Source organism: Variovorax sp. Root411, from assembly GCF_001425205.1.
In the GTDB taxonomy this organism is placed as follows: Bacteria; Pseudomonadota; Gammaproteobacteria; order Burkholderiales; family Burkholderiaceae_C; genus Variovorax.
This window is the reverse complement of the sequence record NZ_LMDW01000015.1, coordinates 15,026-30,460: the sequence shown is the minus strand read 5'-3', so window position 1 is coordinate 30,460 and position 15,435 is coordinate 15,026. Positions and strand designations below refer to the sequence as shown.

The 15,435-nt window shown below is 70.1% G+C and carries 13 protein-coding genes; 4 read left to right on the top strand and 9 right to left on the bottom strand.

Annotated elements, in window-relative coordinates; genetic code table 11:
* Positions 1 to 11 precede the first annotated feature (11 nt).
* On the bottom strand, positions 12 to 902 hold the full coding sequence (locus tag ASC92_RS14225) for a LysR family transcriptional regulator (RefSeq protein WP_056516514.1): 891 nt from the start codon (positions 900 to 902) through the stop codon (positions 12 to 14).
* Positions 903 to 1,018: 116 nt separating this feature from the next.
* On the opposite strand from ASC92_RS14225, the gene ASC92_RS14220 reads away from it, so the two are divergent.
* Positions 1,019 to 1,669 carry a glutathione S-transferase family protein gene (locus ASC92_RS14220; protein WP_056516512.1) on the top strand — a complete coding sequence of 217 codons (651 nt, stop codon included), beginning with the start codon at positions 1,019 to 1,021 and terminating at the stop codon, positions 1,667 to 1,669.
* Positions 1,666 to 2,658 (top strand): pyridoxamine 5'-phosphate oxidase family protein, encoded by a 993-nt coding sequence (locus tag ASC92_RS14215; protein ID WP_056516509.1) that lies wholly within the window; start codon positions 1,666 to 1,668, stop codon positions 2,656 to 2,658. The genes ASC92_RS14220 and ASC92_RS14215 overlap by 4 nt, the downstream gene beginning before the upstream one ends.
* Here ASC92_RS14215 and ASC92_RS14210 read toward each other — a convergent pair.
* Positions 2,616 to 3,800 (bottom strand): cytochrome P450, encoded by a 1,185-nt coding sequence (locus ASC92_RS14210; RefSeq protein ID WP_235505835.1) that lies wholly within the window; start codon positions 3,798 to 3,800, stop codon positions 2,616 to 2,618. The genes ASC92_RS14215 and ASC92_RS14210 overlap by 43 nt on opposite strands.
* Before the next feature lie 82 nt (positions 3,801 to 3,882).
* On the opposite strand from ASC92_RS14210, the gene ASC92_RS14205 reads away from it, so the two are divergent.
* Positions 3,883 to 4,575: an ArsR/SmtB family transcription factor gene (locus ASC92_RS14205; protein WP_056517793.1), complete on the top strand. Its 693-nt coding sequence runs from the start codon at positions 3,883 to 3,885 to the stop codon at positions 4,573 to 4,575.
* A 12-nt stretch (positions 4,576 to 4,587) separates the two neighbouring features.
* Here the strand turns inward: ASC92_RS14205 and ASC92_RS14200 are convergent, their stop codons facing one another.
* The 5 genes from ASC92_RS14200 to ASC92_RS14180 all read right to left on the bottom strand — a co-directional run bounded on the left by ASC92_RS14200 (position 4,588) and on the right by ASC92_RS14180 (position 10,928).
* Complete coding sequence (locus ASC92_RS14200) at positions 4,588 to 5,595, bottom strand: tripartite tricarboxylate transporter substrate-binding protein (RefSeq protein WP_200935988.1); 1,008 nt, start codon at positions 5,593 to 5,595, stop codon at positions 4,588 to 4,590.
* A 111-nt stretch (positions 5,596 to 5,706) separates the two neighbouring features.
* Positions 5,707 to 6,717 carry a Bug family tripartite tricarboxylate transporter substrate binding protein gene (locus ASC92_RS14195; protein ID WP_200935987.1) on the bottom strand — a complete coding sequence of 337 codons (1,011 nt, stop codon included), beginning with the start codon at positions 6,715 to 6,717 and terminating at the stop codon, positions 5,707 to 5,709.
* Positions 6,718 to 6,851: 134 nt separating this feature from the next.
* Entirely contained in the window at positions 6,852 to 8,369 is a 1,518-nt protein-coding gene (locus ASC92_RS14190) for an AMP nucleosidase (protein WP_056517784.1), read from the bottom strand.
* Positions 8,370 to 8,400: 31 nt separating this feature from the next.
* Positions 8,401 to 9,516, bottom strand: coding sequence for a hypothetical protein (locus tag ASC92_RS14185; RefSeq protein ID WP_056516506.1), 1,116 nt, complete (start codon positions 9,514 to 9,516; stop codon positions 8,401 to 8,403).
* A complete protein-coding gene (locus tag ASC92_RS14180; protein WP_200935986.1) occupies positions 9,513 to 10,928 on the bottom strand; it encodes a UDP-glucose dehydrogenase family protein in 1,416 nt (471 codons plus the stop codon). Before ASC92_RS14180 ends, ASC92_RS14185 begins: the two co-directional genes overlap by 4 nt.
* A 144-nt stretch (positions 10,929 to 11,072) precedes the next feature.
* Here ASC92_RS14180 and ASC92_RS14175 point away from each other — a divergent pair, with 144 nt between their 5' ends.
* Positions 11,073 to 11,969: a ketopantoate reductase family protein gene (locus ASC92_RS14175; protein ID WP_056516503.1), complete on the top strand. Its 897-nt coding sequence runs from the start codon at positions 11,073 to 11,075 to the stop codon at positions 11,967 to 11,969.
* Here the strand turns inward: ASC92_RS14175 and gorA are convergent.
* Both gorA and ASC92_RS14165 read right to left on the bottom strand, forming a co-directional pair.
* Positions 11,966 to 13,324, bottom strand: coding sequence for a glutathione-disulfide reductase (gorA, locus tag ASC92_RS14170; RefSeq protein ID WP_056516500.1), 1,359 nt, complete (start codon positions 13,322 to 13,324; stop codon positions 11,966 to 11,968). The two genes, ASC92_RS14175 and gorA, sit on opposite strands and share 4 nt — an antisense overlap.
* A 77-nt stretch (positions 13,325 to 13,401) precedes the next feature.
* Entirely contained in the window at positions 13,402 to 15,324 is a 1,923-nt protein-coding gene (locus ASC92_RS14165; RefSeq protein WP_056517779.1) for a DUF6600 domain-containing protein, read from the bottom strand.
* Positions 15,325 to 15,435 lie beyond the last annotated feature (111 nt).

Genomic DNA, 15,435 nt, shown 5'->3' with positions numbered 1-15,435 from the left:
ACCGCCCGGGCTCAGAGCCTGAGGCCGCTGAACTCCATCTTCATCCACTCGATGAATGCCCGCGTGCGCGTGGGCAGCAGCCGCGCGTTCGGATAGATCACGCTCACCGGCCGCGGCGGCGGCTCGAAGTCTTCGAGCACCAGCTTCAGCCGGCCCTGCGCCACATGCGGCATCACCTGGTACGAGAAGAAGGTGCCGAAGCCCATGCCCGCCGCGCACGACTCGATCGCCGGTGCCAGGTGGTTGAACTCCAGGCGATTGTTCGGCGTCACGCTGATCGTCTTGCCGCCGTCGCGAAACAGCCACTGCGCCGGCGCGTCGACGCGGCCGCGCACGCAGGGCGCACCGTTCAGGTCGCGCGGATGCCGCGGCGTGCCGTGCTGCGCGAGGTACTCGGGGCTCGCGGCCACCACGCGGCGGATGGTGCCGAGCGTCTGCGCTACCAGCGACGAGTCTTCCAGCGGGCTGATGCGGATGCCCACGTCGATACCCTCCTCGAGCAGGTTCACGGTGCGGTCATACAGGCGCACGCTGCAGCGCACCTTTTCGTGGCGCTGCATGAAGCGCACGATGGCGGGCGCCACGTACATGTGGCCGAAGAGCACCGGCGCGGTGATGGTGAGCTGGCCAGCCGGCTCGCGCGCCTCGGCCTTCAGCGCGAGGTCGGCGGCGTCGGCCGCGAGCAGCACTTCGCGTGTACTCGACAGGTAGTGGCGGCCCTCCTCGGTGAGCGACAGCCGGCGCGTGGTGCGGTGGAACAGGCGCACGCCCAGGTGAGCCTCCAGCGCGGCGAGCGAACGCACCACCGCGGGCAGTGAGCTGCCGAGCGCCTCGGCGGCGCGGGTCAGGCTGCCCTGGTCGGCAATCTGAACGAAGGTCTGCATGGCCTTGAAACGATCCATGGCGCGATTAAACCGGAAAACGCAGCAGTCAAATACCGAATTGGCTATTCATTCGTCTGATGCAAGAGAGAACAATCCAGGCAACGCCCCGCCATCCTCAAACAAGGAGTCCCCCCATGACCGCCGTCCGCCCCGCCCAGCCCATCAAGCTCTACGGTTCCGCCATCTCGGGCCACGTGCACCGCGTGCGCCTGTTCCTCGCGATGCTCGGCCTTCCATTCGAGAACATCGAGCTCGACATGCGCAAGCGCGAGAACCGCGCGCCCGAATTCCTGGCGCGCAACCCTTTCGGCCAGGTGCCGGTGATCGAGGACGGCGAACTCGCGCTGGCCGATTCCAACGCCATCCTCGTCTACCTCAACGAACGCTATGCGCCGGACCCCGCGCGCTGGATGCCGCGCGACCCCGTCGGTGCGGCGCGCGTGCAGCGCTGGTTCTCGGTGGCGGCCGGCCCGCTGGCCTACGGCCCGGCGGCGGCGCGGGTCATTGCGCTGTTCGGCCGTGACACCGACCCGGCGGAGACCGTCGCGCGTTCGCATACGCTGCTCTCGGTGATGGAAATTCATTTGCAGCAGCAACCCTTCCTCGCCGGCCCCGATGCGACGCTCGCCGATATCGCGAACTACGCCTACGTGGCGCATGCGCCCGAAGGCAGCGTGTCGCTCGACGCCTATCCGAACGTGCGCGGCTGGCTCGAACGGGTGGAAGCTTTGCCGGGTTTCGTGCCGATGGTGCGCACGCCCATCGGGCTCGGGGCGGTTGCATGATCGCCGCGCCGTTCCATGCGGGCGAGCGCGCGATGCAGGCCCTGGCAGGCTCGCGCGAGCAGATGGAGGCCGCGGGCCCGCGCGTCATTCGCGACCACATGCCCGATCAGCACCGCGAATTCTTCGGGCTGCTGCCGTTCCTCGTGGTCGGCAGTCTCGACGCGGAACTGCAGCCGTGGGCCAGCGTGCTCGCGGCGCCCGCCGGTTTTGTGCATTCGCCCGATGCCACTCACCTGCGCGTCGATGCGCTGCCGGCGGCGGGCGATCCGCTCGCCGGGCAGCTGAAGCAGGGCGCCACGCTGGGCCTGCTCGGCATCCAGCCGCACACGCGGCGGCGCAACCGCCTGAACGGCACTGTCGAGGCGCTCGATGGCGCGGGCTTCATGGTCGCGGTGCAGCAGAGCTTCGGCAACTGCCCGCGCTACATTCAGGCGCGCGAGCCGGTGTTCGCATCGCCGCGCGGCAATGCGGCGCCGCAGGGGCAGTGGCTCGACAAGCTCGATCTGGCGGCGCATCGCCTGATCGGCAGCGCCGATACGCTGTTCATTGCCACCGCCTATCCGAACGAGGTGGCGGCGGGCGACGAGGCCGATGCAAGTTCGCACGGCGTCGACGTGTCGCACCGCGGTGGCCGTCCGGGCTTCGTGCGCATCGACGGCGACAGCGTGCTCACCGTGCCGGACTTCAACGGCAACCGCTTCTTCAACACGCTCGGCAACCTGGCGGCGCATCCGCGCGCGGGGCTGTTGTTCGTCGACTTCGACAGCGGCGACCTGCTGCACGTGGCAGCCACGGCAGAGATCGTGTCGGAAGGGCCCGAGGTGGCCGCGTTCGAAGGTGCGGAGCGGCTGATGCGCTTTCGGGTCACGCACGCCCTGCGGCGCCCGGCGGCGTTGCCGCTGCGCTGGGGCGATGCGCAACTGTCGCCCCACCTGGCGGGCACGGGTCAGTGGAACACGGGGATGCGCCCGTTGACCGACGGCCGGTAGCTCCAGCCGCGCAGGCGCTGCGCGTCGAAGTCGGCTGCATGGCGCGGCAACAAGGCTTCGAGGCTGGCTGCCGCCAGCGTGCAGGCCAGCGCCTGCCCCGGACACGCGTGCATGCCGTGGCCGAAGCCGAGCATGCGGCGGCGGGCGCGCACGGGCATGAAGCGATCGGGGTCGGGGTTAAGCGCCGGGTCGCGGTTGGCCGAGGCCAGCAGCACCAGCACCGCATCGCCGGCTGCCAGCGGGGTGCCGGCGATGGTGACGGCTTCGGCGGCAAAGCGCCGCGTGTTGTGCACCGACGGGTCGTGGCGCGCGGTCTCCTCGACGATGGCCTGCAGGCCGTTGCGCGTGCCGGACAGCGGGCGCAGCAGCGAAGGCTCGCGCATCAGCGCGATCAGGCTGTTGCCGACCAGGCCCGCCGTGGCGTCGCAGGTCTGCGTTAGCAGGCCGGCGAGGTTCGCAAGCAGCGAGCGCGACACGCGCGCATCGCCCGCGCTCTCGGCGAGCACGGCCGCGAGCAGCGTGCCGTGCCGCGGCGGTGCGACCGCTGCCAGCATTTCAAAGCGCGCCATCAATTCGCCCGCTGCGGCGCTAGCACGCTCCAACTGCTCGGGCGTGGACAGCGGCGACAGGCAGGCCACGAAGTCGCGCATCCACCGGTCCACCTGCGCCAGTGCATCGTCGGCAAAACCCAGCAGGTGCGCGACGGCCTGCACGGGCATCGAGAACAGCGTGTCGGACAGCGGCTGCTGCCCGGGCACGCGCTGTGCCACCCGCAAGGCGGCCACATGCACGGCGTTCAGGTCGAGACCGGCCAGCGCTCGTTGCAGCGCAGGCCGGTGCGCCTGGTGCGCCACGCCGTCGTTCATGCGCACCAGATGTCCGAACACTTCGCCGGCCGGGCTGCCCACGATGGCACGCGGCACCGGCTCGGCGGCTGGCCGCACGCGCAGCGCGCCATGCGCGAGCAGCACCTGCTCGACGACATCCGCGCGGCTCGCGACCCAGAGGCGCAGCTTCTCGTTCCACGCGAGCGGCGGGCCGTCGCGCAGGGCGGCGTAGCAGGGATACGGATCGGCATGCGTGGCGGCCGAGACCGGATCGGCGGGCATGTCGATATCGACGGGGCGGTTGTTTTCGTTCATGGCCGCAGTGTGCGATCGAAGCCGCCATCACACTTCGCCCACGAACGAAGTGTCGGATGCAGCGCCGTTCTACGATGCGCGCATGGACACCCTTTCCTCCTCCGCCGACTTCCAGCTGGCCCGCCTGGCCGGCGCCATCGCCGAACCGGCGCGCGCCCGCATGCTCAGCTGCCTGATGGACGGCCACGCGCGCACCGCCACCGAGCTCGCCACCGTCGCCGAGGTGGCCGCGTCGACCGCCAGCGCGCACCTCGCGCGCCTGAAGGACGAACGCCTCGTCGATCTGCTGGTGCAGGGCAAGCACCGCTACTTCCGCCTCGCCAGCGACGACGTCGCCGCCGCGCTCGAAAGCCTGATGGTGGTGGCCGGCACGCCGCGCACGCCCGGGTTCGAGCCGAGCACGCCGAGCCGTCTGCGCAGCGCGCGCACCTGCTACGACCACATGGCGGGCACGGCGGGCGTCGCGCTGCACGACCGGCTGCATGCCCAGGGCTGGCTCAGCGGCCTGCAGAGCGGCTCGTACGAGCTCACCTCCGAAGGCGCGATCGCGCTGGAGAGCCTGGGCGTCGAGGTCGATGTGGTGCGCCGCTCGCGCCGGCGCTTTGCCTGCGCCTGCCTGGACTGGAGCGAGCGCCGGCCGCACCTGGGCGGCGCGTTGGGTGCCGCGTGGCTGCAGCTCTCGCTGCGCCGGGGATGGGTACGGCAGGAGCTGGACGGGCGGGCGCTCACGCTGACGCCGAAGGCGCAGCGGGAGATGCCGGAGCTTTTTTCTTGAAGCGCCGGGCGATCAGGCTTTGAGCTTGAGCAGATAGATCAGCGGGCCGGCCATCGCCGTATCGAGGTCGAGGAAGCTCTCGAAGTCCTTGCCCGCCATCCAGTACGCGTCCCAGTTGTTGCGCTTGATGGTCTTTTGCCAGAGGTCGGCCTGGGTGGCGCGGCGCGCGGCTTCGAGCAGCACGGCGCGGCGTTCGGCCGGGACCTTCTTGCCGGTGAGCACGCCGCGCCAGTTGGCGAGGTCGGCGTCCACGCCCTGTTCGCGCACCGCCGGAATGCCCAGGAACGAACGCTTGGCCGATACGCCGATGGCGCGCAGCTTGCCGCTGGCCAAGCCGTCGCTGAACTCGCTGTAGCCCGAGATGCCGGCGGCCGCCTTGCCCGATTCGAGCGCTTCGACCACCTGTGCCCCGCCGGGGTAAGGCTGGTAGACCAGTGCGGCTGCGTTGCCGGCCACGCGCGCCAGCATGCCGGCGTACATGTGGTCCACGCCGCCGGCCGAGCCGCCGGCGATGACCGTCTTGGCGGCATCGGCGCGCAGTTGCGCGATCAGGTCCTTGGGTGTCTTGATGGGCGAGTCGGCCTTCACCGCCACCACCTCGTAGTCGCTGGTGAGCCGTGCCACGGGGGCGACCTGCGCCATCGTGACGGCAGGCTTCTGCAGTGCGACCGCACCGACCATGACCATGCCGCTCACCAGCAGGGTGTCGGGATCGGCGTCGTATTTTTCGACGTACTTCGCCAGGCCGATGGTGCCGCCCTTGCCGCCGATGTTCTCGTAAATGACGTCGCCCACCGCGCCGGACGCCAGCATCGCGGCACCGAGCGCACGGCCGGTCTGGTCCCAGCCGCCGCCTTCGTTGGCGGGAATGACGATGCGCAGCTTGGGGATCAGCTGCGGTTCGGCCGCGCCAGCCAACCGGGGCCAGAACGCTTCGGGCACCACGCCCGCAACGGCGGCTGATGCCATCCATGCAGCGAGGCTGCGGCGAGAAAGGCCGGCTGGCACGGGTTGCGGCATTTTGTTTCCAGTTGTCTGTAGAAGTAACTGGATGATGTCCGAAAAACGAGCAGCCTTCTGAGGTTTTACATCTAGGGAAAACCCTTGGAATTGAGCGGCAACCGTTGCCCTTCAGGCTTTCAGCTTGAGCAGATAGATCAGCGGGCCGGCCATCGCCGTGTCGGTTTCGAGGAAATTCTCGAAATCCTTGCCCTCCAGCCAGAAGGGGTCCCAGTTGTTCTGCTTGATGGTTTTTTGCCACAGATCGGTGGCGGTGGCGCGCCGTACCACGGCGAGCAGAGCCGCCTTGCGATAGGGCGGCACCTTGCGGCCGGTGAGCACGCCGCGCCAGTTGGCGAGATCGGCGTCCACGCCTTGCTCGCGCACCGACGCGATGCCCTGGAACGGCCGCTTCGACGACACGCCGATGGCGCGCAGCTTGCCGCTGGCCAGCCCTTCGCTGAATTCGCTGTAGCCCGAGATGCCCGCCGCGGCCTTGCCGCTGGCCAGCGCCTCGACCACCTCCGCGCCGCCGGGGTGCGGCTGGTAGACCAGCGTCTGCGAGGCGTCGGCCACGCGCGCCAGCATGCCGGCGTACATGTGGTCCACGCCGCCGGCCGAGCCGCCTGCGATGACGGTGTTGGCCGCATCGGCGCGCAGCTGCGCGATCAGGTCCTTGGGTGTCTTGATGGGCGAATCGGCCTTCACCGCCACCACCTCGTAGTCGCTGGTGAGGCGGGCGATGGGCGCCACGTGGGCCATGGTGACGGCGGGCTTCTGCAGCGCCACCGCACCGACCATGACCATGCCGCTCATCAGGATCGTGTCGGGGTCCGCATCGTATTTCTCGGCGTACTTCGCCAGGCCGATGGTGCCGCCCTTGCCGCCGATGTTCTCGTACACCACGCTGCCGACCGCGCCGGACGCCAGCATCGCGGCGCCGAGCGCGCGGCCGGTCTGGTCCCAGCCACCGCCTTCATTGGCGGGAATCACGATGCGCAGCCTGCTGCTCACGGGCGCGTCGGCGGCGTGCGCGGCGCGCGGCCAGAGGGCGGCCTGCCCCCCGCCGACTGCTGCGGCCGAGGCCGCGATCCATGCCGAGAAGCTGCGGCGGGAGAGGGGAACGGAAGGCGACTGGGGCATCTTTTTTCCGGTTGTCTGTGGGGTACACCGGATGATGTCCGCGAAACTCGGCAATCCCGTACGGCAGCGGGCAGGACAAACCCTGAGGCCCCGAGGCTCGGGGCAGCCCTCCTGGAGCCGTTCTTCTTACTTGCTTACTGGAACGCCACCTCGTCGAAGCTGCGCAGCTTGCGGCTGTGCAGCCGTGTCGATCCCTCCGCGCGCAGGATGTCGATGGCCCGCATGCCGATGCGCAAGTGCTGCTCCACGCGTTCGCGATAGAAGTGGTTGGCCATGCCGGGCAGCTTGATCTCGCCGTGCAGCGGCTTGTCGCTCACGCACAGCAGGGTGCCGTAGGGCACGCGAAAGCGGAAGCCATTGGCCGCGATGGTCGCGCTTTCCATGTCGAGCGCCACCGCGCGGCTCTGGCTGAAGCGGCGCTGCGGCTGGTTGCCGGGCAGCAGCTCCCAGTTGCGGTTGTCGGTACTGGCCACGGTGCCGGTGCGCATGATCTTCTTGAGGTCGGGGCCTTCGTAGCGCGTGACGTCGGCCACGGCTTTTTCCAGCGCGAGCTGGATTTCCGACAGCGCCGGAATCGGCACCCACTGCGGCAGCTCCTCGTCGAGCACGTGGTCTTCGCGCACGTAGGCGTGGGCCAGCACGTAGTCGCCGAGCTGCTGTGTGTTGCGCAGGCCGGCGCAGTGGCCCAGCATCATCCAGGCATGCGGGCGCAGCACCGCGATGTGGTCGGTAATGGTCTTGGCATTGGCCGGGCCGACGCCGATGTTGACCATGGTGGTGCCGCTGCAGTCCTCGCGCACCAGGTGGTAGGCCGGCATCTGCGGCAGCCGCGGCGGCGCGGTGCCCTGGCTGCCGTCGAGCAGGTGGCCGTAGGTGGTGCTCGAACCGGCCGGCAGCCCGCGCCGGCGCGTGACCACGTTGCCGGGCTCGATGAAGGCGACGTACTCGCTGTTCTCGTCGGCCATCGCCTCGTGGCCCAGGCGCACGAACTCGTCGATGTAGAACTGATAGTTGGTGAACAGGACGAAGTTCTGGAACCACTCGGGCGCGGTGCCCGTGTAGTGGCGCAGCCGGTGCAGCGAGTAGTCCACGCGCGCGGCCGTGAACAACGACAGCGGCTGGGCCTCGCCGTCGCGCGCCTCGTAGGTGCCGTTGGCGATGCCGTCGTCCATCACACCCAGGTCGGGCAGGTCGAACACGTCGCGCATCAGGGCGCGGCGCTCGGCGCTCATGGTGCCTTCGATGTGATCGTTCTCGGCAAAGGAGAAGTGGATCGGAATGGGCTGCGTGCTGGTGCCCACCTCGAGCTCGACCTGGTGGTTCTCCAGCAGCAGGCGGAACTGGTCGAGGTAGTAGCGCGAGAACAGGTCGGGCCGCGTCAGCGTCGTCTCGTAGCGGCCGGGCCCGGCGACGAAGCCGTAGCTCAGGCCGGCGTTGGCTGGCGGCGTGTGGCGCGAGACGGTGTGCGTATGCACCCGCACGAAGGGATAGCAGGCCCGCGCCCGGCCCGGCAGCGCCTCGCCGGCAACGAAGCGCAGCATCGATTCGCGCAGGTGGGCCAGGCCGCCCTGGTAGATGGTCTTGACCTGTTCGAGTGCGGCGGCGGCGTCGGTGAAGCGGGCGGGAGCGACGAAGGTGGGCATGTAGGGCATGGCGGCATTGTGCAATGCGGCCGCGCCGGTTTCACCTCAGCCAACGCTTCAGGCGGCGCAGTGGCGCCGTCACGCGCCAGCTGGTGCTCGCGCGTACGGCGGCCAATACGGCAGCGGTGCCGCCGTGCGCCGTTTCGGCCTCGCGCTGCAACTGCTCGGCGCGGTGCCGCGCACCGGCCAATTCGGCCTTCAGGGCGCTGCTCTCTTCCTGCCATCGGGCTGCCACGGCGGCATGTACCTCGGCCTGCTGCCGTTCCTGCGTGTCGCGGGCGACGGCTGCCGCCTCGGCCGACTGGAGGCGGTGCGCCAGGTCGGCCGCGTGCGCGCCCGCGCCCTGCAGGTCGGCACGCAGCCTGTCGGTTTCCGTGCGCGCCGTCTCGAGCTGGCCCTGCAGTTCGCGCAGCCTTGCCTGCCAGGGCATGGCCGAATTGACCGGATGGCGCATGCCGCCCAGATGCCGGCGCTGTGCAGTGTGCGGCCAGGTGTGAAACCACGACTGCCGGTTGTCGAGCGGCCAGGCGTCGGGCGCGAACCCCGCCGCGCGCACCGCCGTATTGAACGAGAGCTGGTCGCGCCGCGAATAGCGCAGCACGTGCGCCAGCCAGCGCGACATCGCGTCGCGCACCTTCGGATGGCGGTGGTCGCGCAGCAGAATGGCCGTCCAGTGCGGCGGCTCGGCCAGCGCGGGATCGTCTTCGCCCAGGTAGTGGTTGAGCTGCTCGAAGATGCGCCCGGAATCGTCCAGGCCCAGTCGCGCCACCTCGATGAACTCGTCCAGCACGCTGTCGCGGTAGCTGTGCAGCGGCAACCCCATGCCCGAGCCGTGCGGGTGGCGCGCGATCACCTCTTCGGGCGTCTCGCGCAGGATCACCGAGTTGTCCACGTAGAGCGAACGGTCGAAGCCGCGCAGCGCCTCCACCTCGTGCGGGCAGATCTTCAGCATGCGCTGGCTGCGCACCGGGTCCATGCCGAACACGGTGGGCACCTGCACCACCTGCCAGGTGTCGCTGGTCAGTGCCGGGTCGTCCGTCAGGCACAGGAAGGGCAGCGACGAGCGCGCCGCCACCGGCTGCTCGTTCAGGGGTTCGTAGTCGCCCACGAGGATGGTGTAGACGCAGGTGCGGGGTTGTTCGGCAGCGGGGTTCATGGGGTACGCGTCAAGGTGGCCGTTTCGCCGAGGCCGCCCTTGCCGCGGCCCAGTCCGACATAGGTGAAGCCCGCGGCGCGGGCGGCGGCGGGCGCATGGAGGTTGCGCAGGTCGATCAGCACCGCCCCGCGCATGCCGGCGCGCAGCCGGTGCAGGTCGAGCTGGGCGTAGACGGGCCACTCGGTCGCGATCACCACGGCGTCGCAGCCCGCGGCGCATTCGACGGGGTCGGCGAAGAACGCCGCGCCGGGCAGCACGGTGCGCGCGCGTTCGAGCGCCTTCGGGTCCGACAGCCGCACCGTCGCGCCCGCGGCCAGCAGCGCGGCGGCCAGCGAGAGCGCCGGCGAGGCACGAACGTCGTCGGTGTCGGGCTTGAAGGCCGCGCCCAGCAACGCGATCGCACGGCTCCGCACGTCGCCGCCGCAGGCCTCGGTGATTTTGCGCTGCATGCGCACCTTGCGGTCCTCGTTGAGCTGGGCCACGGCTTCCACGATGGCCAGCGGCATGCCGTGCGCGCGTGCGGTGCCCGCCAGCGCGACGAGGTCCTTGGGCAGGCAGGAGCCGCCGTAGCCCGGGCCGGGCCGCAGGTACTGCGCGCCGATGCGCGGGTCGAGCCCGATGCCGAGCGCCACGTCTTCCACCTGGGTGTCCAGGCACTCGCAGAGGTCGGCGATCTCGTTGATGAATGCCAGCTTGGTCGCCAGGAAGGCATTCGCCGCGTACTTGACGAGTTCGGCTGTGCGCCGCGTGGTGGCCACCACCGGCACGCCGGCTTGCAACTGCGCCGCGTGAAGCCGGCGCAGCACCGCCTCGGCATGCGCGCTGTCGGTGCCGAAGACGATGCGGTCGGGGTGGCAGAAGTCCGAGATGGCATGGCCCTCGCGCAGAAACTCGGGGTTGCAGGCGACCGCGATGTCCGCCTCCGGGCGCAGCTCGCGCAGCAGGGTGGCCACGGCATCGCCCGTGCCCACGGGGGAGGTCGATTTGAGCACCAGCACCGCCGAGGCCGGCAGGGCGGGGGCCACCGCCTGCACGGCCGCGAGCAATTGCGACAGGTCGGTGCCCACGCCGTCGTGCGCGAGCGGCGTGCCGACCGCCACGATCACCACCTCGGCGTCGGCGGCGGCTTCGGCGGCGTGTGGCGAAAAGCGCAGGCGCTCCAGCCCCTGGGCGAGCAATGCCTGCAGTCCGGGTTCGTGGAACGGCGCCTGGCCGGCCGCGAGTTGCGCGAGGCGCGCGGCGTCGGTGTCGACGCAGCACACCGTGTGGCCGAAGGTCGCGAGGCAGGCGCCCGACACCAGGCCCACGTAGCCCGTGCCCACCACGCACACGCGCAGGCTCTCCACTGGCGTGGCCTGTGCGGTGCCGCTGGCGGCCGAGGGGGAGCGGGGGAAAGATGTGTCGACATGCATCTGTCCGATGATGACAGCACACGTGCCGCGGCGTTCCTGTCCAAGGTACGGCCTTCAGCGCGGGCATGGCCGGCCGGTCGGCCGCGCCCGGCACCGAACCATTAACCTCGGCGGCTCACAGGAACAACCGCGAAGGGTGATGCAATGAAAGTCGCAATCATGGGCGCCGGCGCAGTCGGGTGCTACTACGGCGCCATGCTGGCGCGCGCCGGACACGAGGTGGTGCTGATCGGGCGGCCTTCGCATGTGGAGGCCGTCAACGCCAGCGGGCTTCGGCTGGAGACCAAGGCCTTCGACGAATTCGTGAAGGTGGCAGCCAGCACCGAAGCCAGCGCGGTGCACGGCGCCGACCTCGTTCTGTTCTGCGTGAAGTCCACCGACAGCGAATCGGCCGCCGCGCAGATCAAGCCGCACCTCTCTCCCGGCGCGCTGGTGCTCACATTGCAGAACGGCGTCGACAACGACGAGCGCGTGCGCCCGGTGCTGCCGTCGAACGAGGTGGCGGCGGCCGTGGTCTACGTGGCGACAGAGATGGCGGGGCCGGGCCACGTGAAGCACCACGGGCGCGGCGAGCTGGTGATTGCGCCCTCGCGCATGAGCGAACAGGTTGCTCGGCATCTGGCCGCCGCAGGCGTGCCCACGCAGATCTCCGACAACGTGCGCGGCTCGCTGTGGGCCAAGCTGATCCTCAACTGTGCCTACAACGCGCTGTCGGCCGTCACGCAGCTGCCGTACGGCGTGCTCGTGAAAGGCACGGGCGTGGCCGAGGTGATCCGCGACGTGGTGGCCGAATGCCTCGCTGTCGCAAAAGCCGAGGGCGTCGTGGTGCCCGGCGACACCGACGCCGCCGTGCGCGGCATCGCGCAGACCATGCCCTCGCAGTACTCGTCCACCGCGCAGGATCTCGCGCGCGGCAAGCTCAGCGAGATCGACCACCTCAACGGCCTGGTCGTGCGTCGCGGCGAGGCGCTCGGCGTGCCCACGCCGGCGAACCGCGTGCTGTTCGTGATGGTGAAGCTGCTCGAAGGCAAGCAGCGCTAGCCTGGCATGGGCTCGCGCATCGTCACGAACTCTTCGGCCGCGGTCGGGTGTATGCCGATGGTGCTGTCGAACAGCGCCTTCGTCGCGCCGGCGCGCATCGCCACCGCGAAGCCCTGCACGACTTCGCCCGCGTCCGCGCCCACCATGTGCAGGCCGACGACGCGGTCGGTGGCCTTCTCGACCACCAGCTTCATGAACGTGCGCTCGCTGCGGCCCGACAGCGTGTGGCGCAGCGATTTGAACTCGCTCGAGAACACCGCGACCTCGCCGAACTTCGCGCGCGCTTCGAGTTCGGTGTAGCCGCAGGTGCCGATGTTCGGGTGCGTGAACACGGCCGTGGGAATGAACTCGTAGTCGAGCCGGCGCTTGCCCTTGCCGAAGAGTTCGTCGACCACCACCATCGCCTCGGCCAGCGCCACCGGCGTGAGTTGCACGCGCGTCGATACATCGCCCACCGCATGGATCGACGGCACCGAGCTGCGGTAGTGCGCATCGACCGCGATGGCGCCGCGCTCGTCGAGCTTCACGCCCGCCGCCTCGAGACCGAGCCCCTGCGTGTTGGGCACGCGACCGGTGGCGAAGAGCACCGTGTCGGCCTCGATCTGCTGGCCGCGCGCCAGCGTGACGGCAAGCCCGTGCGGCCCGCGCGTGACCGATGCGGCTTCGCAGTTCAGCCGCACGTCGACGCCGGCCTTGCCCATCTCGTTCGCAAGAAACTGCCGCACGTCGTCGTCGAAGCCGGTGAGCAGGTGCGCGCGGCGGTGCAACTGCGTGACCTGAGCGCCGAGGCCGTTGAAGATCGATGCGAACTCGCACGCGATGTAGCCGCCGCCCACCACCAGCAGGCGCTTGGGGAAGGGGTCGAGGTCGAACATCGCGTCGGAGCTCACGACGTGTTCGCGGCCCGGAATGTCGGGCACGTAGGGCGTGCCGCCGGTGGCCACCAGCAGGTGCCGCGCGGTGTGGCGCTTGCCGTCGACTTCCACCGTATGGGCGTCGGCCAGCTGCGCCCAGCCGGCGATGAGCGTGACGCCCGAGTTCTTCAGCAGCGAGGCATAGATGCCGTTGAGCCGCGTGATCTCCCTGGCGCGTTGCGACTTCAGGTGCGCCCAGTCGAACTGCGGCGCCTGGGGCAGCTTCCATCCGTAGCCCGCGGCTTCTTCGAACGATTCGGCGTAGCCGGCCGCATAGCTGTAGAGCTTTTTCGGGATGCAGCCCACGTTGACGCAGGTGCCGCCGAGTTCGGCGGCCTCGGCCAGCCCGACGCGGGCGCCCGTCTGCGCCGCCATGCGCGCGGCGCGAACGCCGCCGCTGCCGCCGCCGATGACGAAGAGATCGAAGTCGAATGTGGGCATGAAAGGCTCCTTGGCCGCCGACTGTAGCGGCGGGCCGAAGGAAGCGCTTCCGGCGGGACTTGCGCGGCGGCTGGCGTTCAGCGCGAGTCGGGCGAGGTCCAGAGCCTGCGCGGATCGTCGCTGCGCTGCTGGCCTGGCGGCTGCGGCTGCTGCGGTGCTGGCGCGATGCCGCGCTGCTGCTGGATCGCGCGCAACTGGGCCTCCTGTGCCTGGCGCATCGCGTTCTGCTGGGCCTGCAGCTGGGCTTGCGCCTGCTGCTGCGCCTGCGCGGCACGCAATTGCATTTCCTGTTGCTGGCGAAGCTGCTGCTGCTGTTGCTGGGCCGCGCGCTGTTGCTGCAACTGCTGTTGTTGAAGCTGCTGTTGCTGTTGCTGCTGCTGGGCTTGCGCCTGCGCCGCGCGCTGCTGCATTTCCTGCTGCTGGCGCAGCGCCTGTTGTTGTTGCTGTTGTTGTTGCCAACGCTCCTGCTCGCCGCGCTGGCGCCAATCCTGTTGCGCTCGCCCATCCTGTTGTTGACGCCAGTCCTGCTGGCGCTGCCATTCCGACTGCTGCTGATGTTGTTGCTGCTGCGTGGCCTGTGCCGCGCGCTGCTGCATCAATTGCTGTTGCTGCGCCTGCTGGAGCTGGATCTGCTGCTGCCGCGCCATCAGCGCCGCAGCCGGCGGGACCACTGCGGCGGGCCGGCCGAAGCCGCCGCCGAAGCCGTTGATCGCGACGCCCGGCGTGGGGGCCACCGGCACGCGCGCAAAGCGGTCGTCCGGCAGCCGCACGAGGTCGCGCCGGCCGAAGGGGCCGCGGCCGAAGCGGTCGGCGGGCAGCACGGTCACGGCGCCCGGCATCTGCTGGTTGGCATAGAAGTCGTTGCGCGGCCCGCCTGTCCGGTTGTAGATGGCCATGCGGTTCACCTGGTCCACATAGCGCTGGCTCGCGTGGTAGCCGGGGCGCCATTGCTCGCCCGGGGCCAGCGGGAACCAGCCCACGCCGCTGCGGCCGTTGCCGATCTGGACGCCCGCGTTTGCGCCGCCGCCGCCCACGAAGCCGACCAGTGCCGGCGAATACACCGGCCGGCCGCTCGTGCGCCCCGGCACCCAGCCCCAGCGCGGACCCACGCGCGCCCAGCGGCCGTAGTGGAAGGGCGCGAAGCCCCACGGCGCGGCATCGACCCAGGTCAGGCCCCACGGCGCGACGTTGACCCACTGGCCGTCGCGGTACGGCGCCCAGTCGGCATCGACGTTGCGCGGGAACCAGACGTCGCCGTACGTGGCGTCGTTCTGCCAGTCGCCGTAGTTGTCGAGTTGCTGGTAGCCGACCACCTCGCGCGACACATAGCGCGCCGAGACCGACTGGTCCTCGAGGCGGTTGCGCTCGGCCACCCAGGCGTCGAAGCCGCCAGCCTGCGACGGCGCACCGCCCACGGCGGAGAGGTCGCGGCCCGACACGGTGAGCTGCTGGCGCGCGCCCAGCGACTGCGATTGGCCGTTCTCGCCGTAGAGCGTGGCGCGGCCCGAGGCCACGGCCACCCAGGTGGTGCCGGCGGCCGGATCGGAGGCGATGCGGTATTCGCCCGGCGCGTCGATCACCACGGCGAGGTTGCCGGTGTCGATCTCGACGCGCTGGCCTGCCAGCTCGTCGCGCACGCGCAGCTGCAGGTTGCCCTGGTTCGAGGTGATGCGCGCCGTGTCGTCGTCGAGTTCGGAGAACTCCACGTGCGTCTGCCCGTCGAGCCGCAGGGCTGCCGAGCCGATGTACACCTCGGCGCGGGCGTTGCGGTCGGTCCAGAGGCGGTCGCCGGTGGTGATGGGGCGGTTGGGCTGCGCGTCGTACCAGCTGTCGTCGCCGGCCGGCGCGAAGCTGATGGTGCCTTGGTGGAAGTTGAGACGGGCCACGCGGCCCGGCGGGTCCTGCTGGGCGCTGGCCGCGAGGCCGACGCACAGCATGGCCAGGCCGAGCAGCCAGCGGCGCAGCGTGGCGGAATGCATGGAAATGGCGGATGGGTTCATGGCGTGTTCTCCCCAGTCGTTGGGACGATGCGAAAGCGCTGAATTTGTAACGCGCGAGAATCCGCTGCCGCTGTCATCGCCAACCCGCTGCTTGGTGAAGCGCGCGTGCAT